The sequence below is a fragment of the Sorangium sp. So ce375 genome, from assembly GCF_051473855.1.
Classification (GTDB): domain Bacteria; phylum Myxococcota_A; class Polyangia; order Polyangiales; family Polyangiaceae; genus Sorangium.
On the sequence record NZ_CP150335.1, the window covers coordinates 4,423,494 to 4,436,889 of the forward strand.

A 13,396-nucleotide genomic window follows, 5' to 3' on the forward strand; every position below is an offset into this window, starting at 1 on the left:
CCGCGATCAGGCGCCCGCAGCGCGACAACATGTCGCATTGTCGCCGGGCATGAGCTTCGCCTATGAGAGCGGCCGTGCTGGCCAGAGCCGTCGCCGGTGTGGCGATCCTGCTGTCGTTCGCGGTGTACCCGAGGGCCGCGCGCGCGTCCGCCTGCTGCGGGGCGGGCCACGGGATCGCCCAGTGGCTCGCGCCCTCGGAGCGCGCCGCGGCGAGCTTCTCCCTCCGGATGACGGAGCAGCTCGGGGCATGGGCGGTGGACGGAAACTTCATCGCTTCCGGCGAGGGCGTCTACCAGCGCGAGCTGAGGGCCGAGGCCGGGTGGCTGGTGCGGGTCGGAGATCATGTCCAGCTCGGCATCTCCGTTCCGCTGATGGCTACCTGGAGCGGGGCGGGGCTCGGCGGTACGTCGTCGGGCGGGGGTCCGGGTGACGTCGGCGCGGCAGCTCGGATCGCGCTCATCGAGGGCGCGGCGTCCCCGTGGGTTCCGTCTGCCGCGTTCACGCTCGGCGTGACGCTCCCGACCGGGCGCGGCCCGAACGACGGGACGACGCCGCTCGACGTCGGCGCAGCCGGCGCCCGCGCGATGGGCGCCGAGATCAGCGGCGCCGGCACGACGGGCCTCGGGGTGGCCGAGATCCGGCCGGGGATGGTCTTCGAGAAGTCGTGGGGCTCGTTCCAGGCGCTGCTCGCCGCCTCGGTCAGCGTCCGCACCAGCCACCGTCTCCCGGACGGCGACGCTGTGCGGTCCGCGCCCCGCGTGCAGCTCCTCGCCGCGGCGGGGCCCGCGTGGCCCTCCGGCCTCTCGCTCACCGTGGGCGCGCTCCACGAGCGCGAGGGTGCGCCGCGCGAGGTCGAGCCGGGCCAGGGCCCCCGCAGGGCCCTCGGCAGGCCGCGCGATCGGACGGCGCTGCTCGCCGTGCTCGCCCACGACATCGGCGCGCGCTGGACCGCGGTCGGCAACCTCCAGGTGGATGTGCCGATCTCCGGGATCGGCCGCAACGAGGGCGCGTTCGCCGCCCTGTCCGCGGGCCTTCGCTACGTGTGGGGAAGACGTGATTGAACCTCGTGAACGGTCTTCGCTGAAGTCACCACCGGGGCGCCGCGGGGCGCTCGCCCGCGCCGCGCTGATCGCGGCGCTCGCCCTGCTCTCGCAGGCGGGCTGCGGATCCCGGGACGTGGAGCCGGATTCCGGCCACCGGCTGGACGTCGGCGTGAAGGGGCGCATCGAGTTCGCCGTGGAGTCGACCGAGCCGATCAAGCGAGGCTTCAACACCTTCCATGTGCGGCTCACGTGGACCGACTCGGGGGACCCGGTGAAGCGGATCAAGCTCCGCCTCTACGCCAGCATGACGAGCATGGGGCACGGGTCGGCGCACGACGGCAAGGAGATCTCGCCTGGCCTGTACGAGGTCGCCGACGTGCCCTTCGGCATGGGGGGCCTCTGGGACGTGCAGTGCCGGGCCCTGGCCCCGTCCCTCGTCGACGAGGCGGCGTTCGAGTTCGACGTCCACTAGGCTCACGCCTCGTGCGAGCCCCTACAGAACGCTCCCTGCGAGCCTCCACAGCACGCTCCGTGCGAGCCCTCCCTGCGCCGATCCCTCACCCCCGCCGTGCGCCGAGCGCGCGGCGGCGCGGCGCCCTCTCGTCCTGCGCGGCGGCGCTGCTCTCGGTCTCCGCGCTGCTCTCGGTCGCGACGCTCTCCTCGCCGGCCTCGGCCAACGGCCGCTTCCCGGCCGCGGGGCTGATCGCGTCGCACCCGAGCGATCCGTCGCGCCTCATGGTCCGCGCGACCTACGGCTTGCTCGCCACGCTCGATGGCGGCGAGCGCTGGCGCTGGATCTGCGAGTCGGTCGTCGGCTTCGGCGGCAACGAGGATCCGATGCTCGCCTTCCTCGCCGATGGGACGATCATCGCCGGGGTCTTCGACGGGCTCAGCGCATCGAAGAGCGGCGGCTGCGACTGGTCTTTCGTTCCGGGCGATCTGCAGGGCCGCTACGTCATCGACCTCTCGGCCGATCGCGGAGACCCGTCGCGAGCCGTGCTCGTCGTCAGCACGGGGCTCGGCGCGGGTCGGTTCCTGACGCAGCTGTGGGAGACGAGCGACGACGCGGACAGCTGGACGAAGGCGGGCGTCGACCTCCCCGAGGACTTCCTCGCCCACACGGTCGATGCAGCCCCCTCGGACCGCGCTCGCGTCTACGTGAGCGGCCGCTACGGCGCGCCCGACTACGTCGGCGCCCTCCAGCGCACCGACGATCGCGGCGCGACCTGGGAGCGGCTCGACATCCCGGGGAGCGACGACAAGCGCCTGCCGTTCTTGGGCGCGATAGATCCCGTCGACCCCGACGTCGTGTATGTGCGGCTCGACGGTGACCCGACCGACGCGCTGCTCGTCTCGAAGGACGGGGGGCGCAGCTTCACCACCGCGTTCGAGAGCGCCGGCGATCTCCTCGGGTTCGCGCTCTCGCCGGACGGCGCGACGGTGATCGTGGGCGGGCCTCAGGACGGGATCTGGCGCGCGCCGGCCGCCTCGCTGGAGTTCGAGAAGATCTCGGACATCGGCGCGCGGTGCTTGACCTGGACCGCGGAGGCGCTCTTCGCCTGCGGCGACGAGTTCGCCGACGGCTTCACGGTGGGCCGCTCGAGCGACGGCGGCGAGAGCTTCTCCGCGCTGCTGCACCTCGATGGGCTCTGCGGGCCGCTCGAGTGCGCGCCGGAGAGCGGCGTGGCCTCGACCTGCGCCCCCCTGTGGGGTGCGACCGAGCTCACCATCGGCTCCCGGCAGTGCGGCGGTGACGCCGCGACCGGCAGCGGCGGCGGGGGATCCGAGCCTTCGCCCGCTGATGCGTCGGGCGGGTGCGGGTGCAAGATCGGCGCGGCAGGCGCGGCGATGGATGAGGACGCGGCGCCATCCGGCGGCATGGGCGCGCTCTGGCTCGCGCTCGCTGCGGCCGTCGCGAGCGCGCGAAGGCGCAGGCGCACGGGCGCAGGCGTGCAGGCGAGCGCGACATAACCGCTTATGGAAGAGCGCGCCGAGAGCGCGGGCGAAGGGTACGGACGTAGAGGTCGGGGCCAACGGCGCGCCGTCCGCAGGAGAGCCGGACGGACGAGAGGCGTCTGGTTCGTTTCTGGATCTACGTGCTCGTGGGCTGGCGTAGACTGAGGGTGCCTCGGCTCCGGCCAGCGCGTGAATGGCCTCCAGAGACCTTCCCAAATCGCCGCTCGCCGCCTTCCTGCGCGCTCACAGCGCCGGGATCCTCGAGGCATGGGAGCGCGCCGAGCGCCGCCGCGCGCCTGGCGAGCAGTCCCCGGGCTACATCGCGCTGCGCGAGGAGCTCCCCTCCATCTTCGAGCGCGTCGCCGAGCGCCTCGAGGCGGCCGTCGCCGCGGCGGCGGCGCCGCCGGGCGAAGGCGCGAGCGACGCGTGGGACGGCGTCGAGTCCGTGTCGGCCGAGCTCCCCGAGCCGCTGCTCGGCTTCCGCGTGCTCGACAAGCTCCGCGACGGGTTCGAGCTGGAAGACGTGGCCTCCCACTACTCCGTGCTGCGCCGCTGCGTGCTCCGGATGCTCGAGCGGACGGGCACGCAGCCGTCGTGGGTCGAGATGACGCTCCTGCACGAGGTGCTCGATCAGGTGATCATCGATCCGGCCACGCGGAGCGCCGCGCGCCGCGAGCGCGCGCTCGGCGCGCTCGATCGCGTCTCGGCCGAGGGCATGGGCAACGTCCACGTCGATCGCCTGCTGCGGCGGCTGGTCGAGGTGCTCGTCGAGTCCGCCCGGTCGGTCGACTGGGCGGTGATGCTGCTGCTCGAGGGCGAGGTGCTGCGGATCCGCGCCGGCATCGGCGTCGACGAGGCGCTCTGGGGCCTGCGTGCGTACAGGCTGGCGGAGGGCTTCGTCGGCCGCGTGGTCCGCGAGCGGCGCCCGGTGGCGCTGCGCTCGGCGGCGCCGGATCCGCTGGCCACCGACGCCGGGGGCGGCGCGGCAGGGCCCGAGTCGGGGGCGCAGAGCGAGCGTCCCAGCGACGCGCTCCACGCGCTCTACGGCGTGCCGATGCTCTCGGAGGGCCGCCTCGTCGGCGTCACGGTCGTGAGCTCCCGCCGCGTGCCGGAGTTCTCCGAGGGAGACCGGCTGCTCTTCAAGAAGGCGGCCGAGCGCGCGGCCGCGCTCGCGACCCAGGCCCAGCTGCGCGAGCAGCTCGCCGCGGAGCGCAGCCGGTTCGAGGCGGCGATCCAGCGGCTCCCTGTCGGCGTGGTCGTCGCGGAGGGGGCGTCGGGCGCCATCGCGCTCAACAACCGGCGGTTCGCGGAGATCGTCCGCGGCCCCGAGGAGACCCCGAGCAACGCGCCGCTGCGGACGCTGCTCAGCGAGACCGACGACGACCAGCGCGCGCGCTGGCTGCTCTCTCGGGCGCTGCACGGCGGCGAGACCGTCCCCCGCGACGAGATGGAGTTCGTCCGCGCCGACGGGGAGCGCCGCCTCGGGCGCTTCAGCGTGGCCCCCGTGCGCGACGCCGACGGGCGCATCAGCGCGGCCGTGATGACGGTCGACGACGTGACCGAGCTCAGGAAGGCGGAGCGCGCGCGCGCCCTCCTGACCGAGGTGAGCGCGCTGATGGCGGAGTCGCTCGACCACGACCAGACGGTCGAGCAGGTGGTGCGCCTCCTCGGCGAGCGCTTCTCGGACCTCTGCGCGCTCGATCTCGACGACGGCCGCGGCGCCCCGCGGGTCGTCGCGTCCGCGCGCCTGTCCGAGGCGAGGGCGCTCCTGCCGAGGCTCCTCAAGCACCCTCCGCTGCTGGTCGGCGAGGCCGGTTTGCCGGCCGAAGCGACGGCCCGGAGGGAGGCGACGCTCATTCCGCTGGTCACCGATCCGTGGCTGCAGCGGATCGCCCGCGGGCCGGAGCACCTCTCGGCCCTGCGGGAGCTCGGCGCCCGCTCGGCGATCCTCGTGCCGCTCGCGGCGCGCGGCCGCAAGCTCGGCCTGCTGAGCCTCTGGACCGTGGAGCGCGAGCTCCGGCAAGACGACGCCGGCGCGGCCGCGGAGCTCGGACGCCTCGTGTCGCTCGCCATCGAGAGCGCGCGGCTGCACGCCGAGGCGGCGCGATCGAGGTGATTCGTCCGAGGCGACACGCCAGGGACGAGGGGCGCGCTCTCCCGGACGCTGGCGAGCGCGCGGCGGCTTGCGTCGCGGGGCTGGATGAGGCGAAGCTCCCGCCCTCGCACACGACCGTATGACCACGACCAACCAAGAACGTCCCCTCGCTGTGCTCGTCGGGGTGCAGCTCCCTGGCATCGACGACGTCGAGCACGCCGCCGATCTGGCCGAGCTGGGCCGCCTCGTGCACACGCTCGGCTTCGATGTGATCGCGACGGTGTCGCAGCGGCGCAGCGCGCTCGCGGCGGCCGCGGTGCTCGGCGAGGGCAAGCTCAAGGAGCTCGCGGAGCTCACCGGCGGCAGCGGCGTCGTGCCCTCGGGCGCGCCGGAGCGGAAGAACAAGGCGCGCGCGCGCCGGGCCGCGGAGGGCGACGAAGGCGACGACGGTGAGCTCGGCGGCGACGGCGGCCACGACGAGGACGACGACGGCGGCGCGGAGCCCGGCGCGGGCGGCGCCGCGCAGGCGCGCAAGGCGACGGTCGTGGCGGTCGACCACGACATCTCGCCGAGCCAGGCGCGCAACCTGGAGCGGGCGACGGGCGCGCAGGTGCTCGACCGGGCGGGCGTGATCATCGAGATCTTCCACCGCCACGCGCGGAGCCGGGAGGCGAAGCTCGAGGTGGAGATCGCGCGGCTCAACTACGTCGCGCCGCGGCTCCGGGAGACGGGCGGCGGCGGGGATCGGCAGCGCGGCGGGATCGGCGGCAAGGGCGCCGGCGAGAGCGCGCTCGAGCTCGATCGGCGCAAGATCCGCGACCGCATCGCCGAGCTGAAGGAGGAGCTCGCTGCGGTCCAGCGCGAGCAATCGACGCGCCGCGCGCTCCGGCAAGGGCAGCGCCGCGTCGCGCTGGTCGGCTACACGAACGCGGGGAAGTCGTCGCTGATGCGCGCGCTGACGGGCAGCGAAGTGCTCGTCGCCGACAAGCTCTTCGCGACGCTCGACACGACGGTGCGCGCGCTCCACCCGGAGGTGCGCCCGCGGATCCTCGTCTCGGACACGGTCGGCTTCATCAAGAAGCTGCCGCACGATCTCGTGGCGAGCTTCCGCTCGACGCTGGACGAGGCGCTCGAGGCGTCGCTCCTGCTCTACGTGGCCGACGCGTCGGACCCGACGTTCCGCGATCAGCTCGCGGTGACGCGCGGCGTGCTCTCCGAGATCGGCGCGAGCGAGGTGCCGAGCCGGCTCCTGCTGAACAAGGTGGACCGGCTCTCCGAGGAGGACCGGGACGCGCTGCGCCTCGAGTTCCCCGAGGCGACGCTGCTCTCGGCGAAGATCCCGGCCGACGTGGCGGCGCTGCGGGAGGAGATCATCGCCTTCTTCGAGCAGTCGATGGTGGAGGCCGAGCTGCTCTTGCCGTACGCGAAGCAGAGCCTCATCGGGGAGATCTACGAGAACGCGCGCGTGCTCTCGGAGGAGTACGACGACGCTGGCGGCCGGCTCTCGGTGCGGGCGCACGCGGCGGCGCTCGACCGGCTGCGCAGCCTGCTCGCGCGCTGAGGGGCGTCGCGCGGGCGGCGGGCGGCGCGTGGCGTCAGCGCGGGCGGCGATGCCAGCGCGCGCGGCGTCAGCGCCGGCGGGCGGCGCGGGGGCGCGTGGCGTCGGCGCGCGCGGCGGTACCAGCGCGCGCGGCGTCAGCTGCCAGGCGCCGCCGTCGCCTGCGGCGGCGCAGGACGATGCCGATCGCGAACGCCAGGAGGTGGAGCCCAGCGATCACTGCGACAAGGATCCACCGCTGCACGCGCCGAGCGTAGCACCGGTGCGGCGGAGCGCGGGCGTCCGGGGCGCGTGCTATCTTCCGCGGCCCGCCGTCGCTCCGCGCCATGAGCTCCTCCTCCGACGCCGCGCTCGAGTCGATCGTCCAGCGCGGGCTGGAGGCCTACCGCGCGGGGCGGTTCTTCGAGGCGCACGAGCTGTGGGAGACCGGGTGGCGCGACGAGGCGGACCCCGTGAGGAAGACGTTCCTCCAGGGGCTGATCCTCGTCGCCGCGGCCCTGCACAAGCTCACGAGGATGCGGAGCCCCTCGGGGGCCGTGCGCCTGCTCGCCAAGGCGCGCGCTCGTCTCGCGGGCATGCCCGAAGGAATGGGCGGGCTCGCGATGGGGTTGCTCGTCGATGACATCACCCGCGCGGCGGCCGCGATAGAGCAGCTCGCGCGCGGAGAGAGGACGGAGCTCGATGCCTCGCTTCTGCCCAGGATGGAGAGCGCGGGCGATGTCGCGCCGACTTCGCCGTCCGGGGCGCGCCAGCGGCCGTGAGCTTCTGACCCGAACGGGCTCCGCAGTCGATATTGCGCTTGTTGCGTGCGACATGGGACGCCGGCGTGACATCGTTTGCCTGAGTGGTGTTCGCGCATGGGAAGCGCCCGTGTGGGGGGATATCGTGGCAGACGGGTACTGTGGAACCGGAGTGGAGGGGACGGTGAGCGCCGAGCCTCGAGCCAAGCTGCAAACCGAAAGGAGCCGCGTGACACGGCGCAAGCAGATCCTGATCGTGGACGACGACCAGGAGATCCGGGAAATGCTCGAGATCACGCTGGAGGAGGAGGGCTATGACGTCCTCTCGGCGAGCGACGGCGAGGCAGCGCTCGCGCTGCTGGAGCGCAACCGGCCGAACCTCATCCTGCTCGACATGCGCATGCCGGTGATGGACGGCTGGGGGTTCGCGCGGGCGTACGCGTCGTGCCCTGGTCCGCGCGCGCCCATCCTCGTGATGACGGCCGCGGTGGACGCCGGCACGTGGGCTCGCGAGGTGGGCGCGTGCGCGTCGGTCGCAAAGCCATTCGACCTGAACCGCCTGCTCGACTCGATCGCGACGCACGCGGGGTGCGCGCCCGGCCCGACCCCGGCCTCGGCCTGAAGCCCCGAACGCCGCCTGAGCAGGCTCACGCCGGGCGGGGAGACCGGCCAAGACGCTCGGCGGCGGATCCGCCGAGCAGCTCAGCGGCGGATCAGCCGCCCGTGGCGCGGCGCATCGCGCAGAGGAGATCGCCGCGGCACGGGTCGGCAGGAGCGCTGCGCTCGGTCGTACCCGGCGCCGCGGGGACGGTCTTGCCGTGCGGCGGCGCGGCTGCGCCCGTGGCCCGCGCGCGGCCCTCGGGCGCGCGCCGCGCGGCGACGACGGCGTCGGGCTCGTCGCCCGCGACGGCGCGCTCGACGGGAGGGGCGACCTGCGCGCGCTCGGCAGGCGCGGCGGCGGGCGCCTCGATGTGCGGGACGCCCGCTTCGAGCGCGCGCGCGGCGGCGGCGACGCCAGCCGTAGCGCGAGGGCCGGGAGCGTCGGCGTCCGGGGCAGAGACGCCCGCCGTGAGGGCCGCGATCGCGGCGCCGGCTGCGAGCAGGACGGCGACCGAGCGGGCGCGCCGCGCGCGCGTCGGCGCGCCGCGCGTCGGCGCTGCGGGCACGTGGGCGGACGTGGGCGGCTCGCCGAACGGGAAGATCGGCAACAGGTCGAGGACCTGGGGGCGGGCGCCCTCCTCGCCGGCCTTCAGCGCGCTGAGGTCGATCTGTCCGGAGGACGCGTCCCCCTCCTCGCTCGCGGCGTGCGCCGCGGGCGACATCGTGACGGCCGCATCCTCCGCGATCGCCGGCGCATCCAGCGCGGGCGCGTCCGGCGAGGGCGCGTCCACCGAGAACGACACAGACGTGTCTTCTCCGGGGCTGGAGAAGGTGGCTCGCGGTTCGTTCCTCCACTCTTCGTGCTGCGTGTACTTCATGGTTGCTCCCGCTTCAGCCGTATCGGTCGACGCTGGAGTCGTGCGCCTGTGCCGGCCGGTCGGCGTGTCCTTTCGTGATTTGGACATGCATACGCGGGCGCGCTTTGGCCAGCCGCGCGCCCAGGTCCACGCTCATCGACGGCGATCGCGGGGTGTCGCGATGCATTCTGCCCCGCGCGCGCGCCTCCGTTCGTCGCGTTCGCCGCGCGCCTCGTGTTCATCGCGCTTGCCGTGTGTGCCGCGACGCACGCGCCTGCTGTCGAGGTCGGGGAGCGCCTGAAGCGCGCCCGTCAGCGGCGTTCGTGATCTTGCGACCGGGCTCGTGACGCCCATACTTCGGCCGCTCGGATCGCCGAGGGCATGCAGCCGGCGGGCCTCATGACCGCGTGCGCTCGGGGAAGTTGGTTGCGATCGGGGCGTTCCTCGTCGAACAGAAGTTCCCACGCAAACGCGAATCGGATACTTGAGGTGAGATGAAACCTACACGGCTCTTCACGGTTCTGGGGGCGCTGATGTTCCCCCTTGCAGTGGCTCTGGTCACCAGCGGGTGCCCCAAGAAGGAGGAGGACGAAGTGCCGCCGGTGCCCTCGGCGCCGGCGGTCGTCGCGACGCCGGCCCCGACGCCGACCCCCACCACGCAGATCGTGCCCGAAGAGGACGCCGGGGCGGACGCGGCGGACGCCGACACGGCGGACGCGGACGCTGGCAAGAAGGTGGTCGGCACGGGCGATCCCAGCGGGATCCGCAAGTGCTGCGCGGCGCTGCGCCAGAACGCGAAGTCGGCGCCGCCCGAGCAGCAGGGCGGCTACCTCGCGGCGGCCTCGGCGTGCGACGGCCTGGCGAACTCGCCGCAGGGCAGGCAAGCGCTCTCGACGCTGCGCGGCCTCCTGGTCGGCGCACAGATGCCGGCGTCCTGCCAGTAACGGCGCGGGACGCGAGGATCAGCGGAGGGCGGGTGAGCGGCCGCCCCGCCCAGCTTGCCGAATGCACCTGGCGAGCTGGGCCGGGTTGTCCGGTTGTCGTGCGGTCATCGGGGCAGCCGGAGCCCGCAGCTGTGCGTGGAGCTCGAGCCGTGCACCGAGCCAACAGCCAGGCACGGAGCCCGTAGCCGCGCGCGGCGCGCTCAGCCGTGCACGTAGACGAGCGTGCCGCCGCCCTCGGTGTTCAGCGCGCCGTGCCACTCGGGCGGGACGGCGGGCTCGGTCCACTCGAAGAGCCAGGCCGCGTCGGCAGGGGCCAGGTTGATGCAGCCGTGGCTGCGCGCCTTGCCGAACTCGTCGTGCCAGTAGGCGCCGTGGAGCGCGTAGCCCCCGTGGAAGTACTGGGTGTACGGCACGTCGCGCAGATCGAACGCCGCCTCCGACGCCTCGTCGTCGCCGTCCATCGTGGTCGAGACGTGCTTCGCGTGGATGTAGAACGAGCCGCGGACGGTGGCGTCGGTCTCCTCGGGATCGGCCATGCCGCTGCGACCGCTGGAGATGAGCGTCGCGAACACGGGGCGCGTGCCCTCGTAAGCGACGAGCATCTGGCGGCGGATCGAGATGTCGATCCACTTCTTGCCGTCGCGCGCGAACCCCTGAGGGTCCTTGCGCAGCTCGGCGATGACGAGGTGATCGCCCGCGAGCCATGAGCCCTCGGTGGTCTCGAGCAGCCCCTTGACGCCGCCGCGCGTGCGGCCGGTGAGCACCCAGCCCGAGCGGAACGGCGCGACGCCCGCGTCGACGAGCGCGCGGCCCGACGCGGAGGGGCGCTGCCGTGAGGTGCCGTGGACGCGGACGAAGGCAGGGGCGCCCTTCAAGGCGGGATCGGGGCGAGGATCGGTGCCGGGCGGCGGGGGAGGCAGCTCGTCGGCAGGGGGCTCCGCGATGGAGAAGCCCGCGGTGTCGGCGGGCGGAGCGGCCGCGGGCGCAGGGGAGCCGGCGGACGCGGCGGGCGAGGCGGCGGATGCGGGTGTGGACGCGGCCGCGGGCGCGGCGGCGGACGAGGACGCAGAGGCCGTGGATGCCGCGTCGGAGGCGCTCGCGGGGACCTCGGCGCCCTCGGCGTCGAGATCCTTGATGACAACGCCGCGCATCGCGCTGAGGCGCGCGGGGCGGGTGCGATCGAGCGGGATGAGGTCGAGCTCGGTCGTGAGGCCGAAGCGGCGGTTGGTCCACTCGAAGGTCGTGATCAGGCCGAAGGCGGAGCTCTCCTTGGCGCGGCCCGTGTGCACGGAGAAGTGCAGCTTCTCCTCGGCGCCGTACGGCTTCGGGAGATCCCGGCCGGCGAGCAGGAAGGCCGGCACCGGATCGAGCGGCAACGACGAGGGCGCGACGGCGGCGCGCGCGATGTGGACGTCGAGCGTGGACCCCTCGACGCGGCGCTGATCCTCGACGGTCGGGAGCCGGAAGTAGAGGTGCGGCGGGCGCGAGCCCGACATGACGTAGTGATAGGGCACCGGCGCGCCCCGGCGCGGGCCGCGCACGGCGGCGGCGACCACCTGGTGCTCGAGCGCGAGCGAGGCGCCCTTGCCCACGCAGACGTAACCGCGCGGCGCGATCCGGTACCAGCCGCCTGCGCAGCCGTCGGTGCCCGCAGGGAGCTCGGCCCGATCGACGACCGCGCCGGCGCGCAGGTAGCCGAGCTTCGTCGAGCGCTCGTCGGCAGCGACGTAGATCCAGGTGCGCATCGCGATGCTGGCGATCTTCGCGCCCTGGCCGGGGAGCGTGGCCTCTTTCGAGGACGGAGATGCGGCGGTCGATGACGCGAGGGACGCAGGAGACACCGCGTCCGGAGAGGGTGACGCAGGAGAGGGGGCCGGCTGTTCGGGCGAGGGGAGGCCCGGGGCGGCGAGGGCGGCACCGGAAGCGAGCGGGGCGGTCGCGTGAGCGGAGCCGGAGCGGTGATCGTCGGTGGCCCTGCCGGGCGGATCCTGGGCGGGAGAGCACGCCGCGGTCACCAGGATGACGGGGGTCGCGAAGGCGACGGCGAGAGAGCCAGCGCGGTGCAGGGGGCTGGAGAGCGCGCGGGAGTGCGCCGTGGCACGGGAGCCGATGCGGGAGCGAGAGCGAATGCGCGGGGTTCGCTGCGGTGCGGGCAGCGACGCGGGGGCGGAGGCTCGAGCGAGGGAAGGCATCGACGCGGAGGCGGAGAGACCCAGGCCGCAGGTGCGAAGGCGCGCGGGGCCAGCGGGTGACGAGGAGCCGCGAGGGGCTGAGCGGGCGAGGTGTACGCTCAACCGAGGCGGAGATGCAATCTCCTGCCGGCGGCGTGTCGAGGGGGGAGGCGCAGGGCGGGGGAGACGGAGCGCGGACGAGGAGGAAGACGCGCTAGCGCTTGACCTTCTTCGCGAGCAGGTCGCCCAGCGTGCCGAAGTTGCGAGGCGCGGGCTTGGCGCCCTTGTCGTTGCCGCCGCCGGAGCGCTCGCCCTTGGCGTACGACTCGAACTGGCCGCGCTCCTCGTCGACGCGGAGCGCCGAGATCGACAGGCGGATCTTGCCGGACTCGTCCACGTTGAGGATCTTCGCCTCGACGTCCTGCCCCACCGTGAAGTGCTTCTTCAGGTCGGCGGAGCGGGGCGTCGCCGTCTCGGCCGTCGGGACGAGACCACGGCCGGAGCGGCCCGACGTGCCCGCGATCTGGACGAAGACGCCGTACCGCTCGATGCCGGTCACCTTGCCCTTGACCCGCGCCCCCTCGACGAGCAGCGGCGCGCCGCCCGCAGCAGGCGCGGCGACCGCGAGCGACGACGCGCCGTCGCCGTCGTTGCTCGCGCGCACGACGACCGGCGTGAGGCGCACCTGGCCGGTGCCAGAGTCGACGCCGGCGACCACGGCCGAGACGCGCGAGCCGACCTCGACCCGGAGCTTGCCGTCGCCATCGGCGAGCGCCACGCGCTCGAACATGCCCTCCTGCTTGCCGCCGAGATCCGCGAAGACCGCCTCGCGAGCGATCGCGACGACGGTCACCTCGACGGTCTCCCCCGTGTGGTACTGGCGGCGACGCTGCTTGCCAGCTCCTTCGGACTGCTCGAAGAGCGAAGCGAACGATTCCTTGGAGGCGGCGGAAGGGCGTGACGACGACATGGCGCGACCTCATAGCGCGAGGCGAGGGCGCGAGGAAGGCGGCGGTGAGCCGGAAGCGAGGGGAGAGGCGGAAGGAGGGGACGGGGGAACGGAGGGGGAGGGGGCCGAGAGGGGGGAGGTGGCCGAGAGCGGGGAGGCGGCCGAGAGCGGGGAGGCGGCGGGAACGGAAAGGTGGAACCTGCGAGGAGCTTCTGCTAGCTTCGCCGGCCACTGGATCGGGTCGATAGCTCAGTCGGTAGAGCTGCGGACTTTTAATCCGTAGGTCCAGGGTTCGAGTCCCTGTCGACCCACTGAATGATTCCGAGGAGTTAGAGCCAAGAGCTCAAGCGGAATCGAGGAGAAGGTGGGCAGCGGCGCTGCCCACCCGGGCGTCGTCCGGACGGCGCCCTAGGATGGCCGGCTCGCTCGGGTGCGTGCAGCGGTGCGGCGAGGCGATCGATCTGCGGCCGAGGTGCTCGCTGG

The 13,396-nt window shown here is 73.8% G+C and carries 11 protein-coding genes and 1 tRNA gene; 9 read left to right on the plus strand and 3 right to left on the minus strand.

Annotated elements, in window-relative coordinates; genetic code table 11:
* Positions 1-74: 74 nt before the first annotated feature.
* The 7 genes from WME90_RS16460 to WME90_RS16490 all read left to right on the plus strand — a co-directional run bounded on the left by WME90_RS16460 (position 75) and on the right by WME90_RS16490 (position 8,014).
* On the plus strand, positions 75-1,061 hold the full coding sequence (locus WME90_RS16460; protein WP_437282076.1) for a hypothetical protein: 987 nt from the start codon (positions 75-77) through the stop codon (positions 1,059-1,061).
* The gene (locus tag WME90_RS16465; protein ID WP_437282077.1) at positions 1,054-1,515 is read left to right on the plus strand and encodes a FixH family protein; all 462 of its coding nucleotides are present in this window, start codon (positions 1,054-1,056) and stop codon (positions 1,513-1,515) included. The genes WME90_RS16460 and WME90_RS16465 overlap by 8 nt, the downstream gene beginning before the upstream one ends.
* A 59-nt stretch (positions 1,516-1,574) precedes the next feature.
* Positions 1,575-3,014: a WD40/YVTN/BNR-like repeat-containing protein gene (locus tag WME90_RS16470; RefSeq protein ID WP_437282078.1), complete on the plus strand. Its 1,440-nt coding sequence runs from the start codon at positions 1,575-1,577 to the stop codon at positions 3,012-3,014.
* 178 nt (positions 3,015-3,192) lie between these two features.
* Complete coding sequence (locus WME90_RS16475) at positions 3,193-5,115, plus strand: GAF domain-containing protein (RefSeq protein WP_437282079.1); 1,923 nt, start codon at positions 3,193-3,195, stop codon at positions 5,113-5,115.
* Positions 5,116-5,233: 118 nt separating this feature from the next.
* Positions 5,234-6,655 carry a GTPase HflX gene (gene hflX, locus WME90_RS16480; RefSeq protein WP_437282080.1) on the plus strand — a complete coding sequence of 474 codons (1,422 nt, stop codon included), beginning with the start codon at positions 5,234-5,236 and terminating at the stop codon, positions 6,653-6,655.
* A 323-nt stretch (positions 6,656-6,978) separates the two neighbouring features.
* Complete coding sequence (locus WME90_RS16485) at positions 6,979-7,413, plus strand: DUF309 domain-containing protein (protein ID WP_437282081.1); 435 nt, start codon at positions 6,979-6,981, stop codon at positions 7,411-7,413.
* 208 nt (positions 7,414-7,621) lie between these two features.
* Entirely contained in the window at positions 7,622-8,014 is a 393-nt protein-coding gene (locus tag WME90_RS16490) for a response regulator (protein WP_437282082.1), read from the plus strand.
* Positions 8,015-8,105: 91 nt separating this feature from the next.
* On the opposite strand, the gene WME90_RS16495 is transcribed toward WME90_RS16490, so the two are convergent.
* Complete coding sequence (locus tag WME90_RS16495; protein WP_437282083.1) at positions 8,106-8,870, minus strand: hypothetical protein; 765 nt, start codon at positions 8,868-8,870, stop codon at positions 8,106-8,108.
* 473 nt (positions 8,871-9,343) lie between these two features.
* On the opposite strand from WME90_RS16495, the gene WME90_RS16500 reads away from it, so the two are divergent.
* Positions 9,344-9,793: an acyltransferase gene (locus WME90_RS16500; RefSeq protein WP_437282084.1), complete on the plus strand. Its 450-nt coding sequence runs from the start codon at positions 9,344-9,346 to the stop codon at positions 9,791-9,793.
* Between the two features lie 200 nt (positions 9,794-9,993).
* On the opposite strand, the gene WME90_RS16505 is transcribed toward WME90_RS16500, so the two are convergent.
* Positions 9,994-11,538 carry a L,D-transpeptidase gene (locus tag WME90_RS16505; RefSeq protein ID WP_437282085.1) on the minus strand — a complete coding sequence of 515 codons (1,545 nt, stop codon included), beginning with the start codon at positions 11,536-11,538 and terminating at the stop codon, positions 9,994-9,996.
* Between the two features lie 640 nt (positions 11,539-12,178).
* Positions 12,179-12,934 carry a S1 RNA-binding domain-containing protein gene (locus tag WME90_RS16510; RefSeq protein WP_437282086.1) on the minus strand — a complete coding sequence of 252 codons (756 nt, stop codon included), beginning with the start codon at positions 12,932-12,934 and terminating at the stop codon, positions 12,179-12,181.
* 217 nt (positions 12,935-13,151) lie between these two features.
* Between WME90_RS16510 and WME90_RS16515 the strand changes: the two genes are divergently transcribed.
* A tRNA-Lys gene (locus WME90_RS16515) sits at positions 13,152-13,224 on the plus strand.
* Positions 13,225-13,396 lie beyond the last annotated feature (172 nt).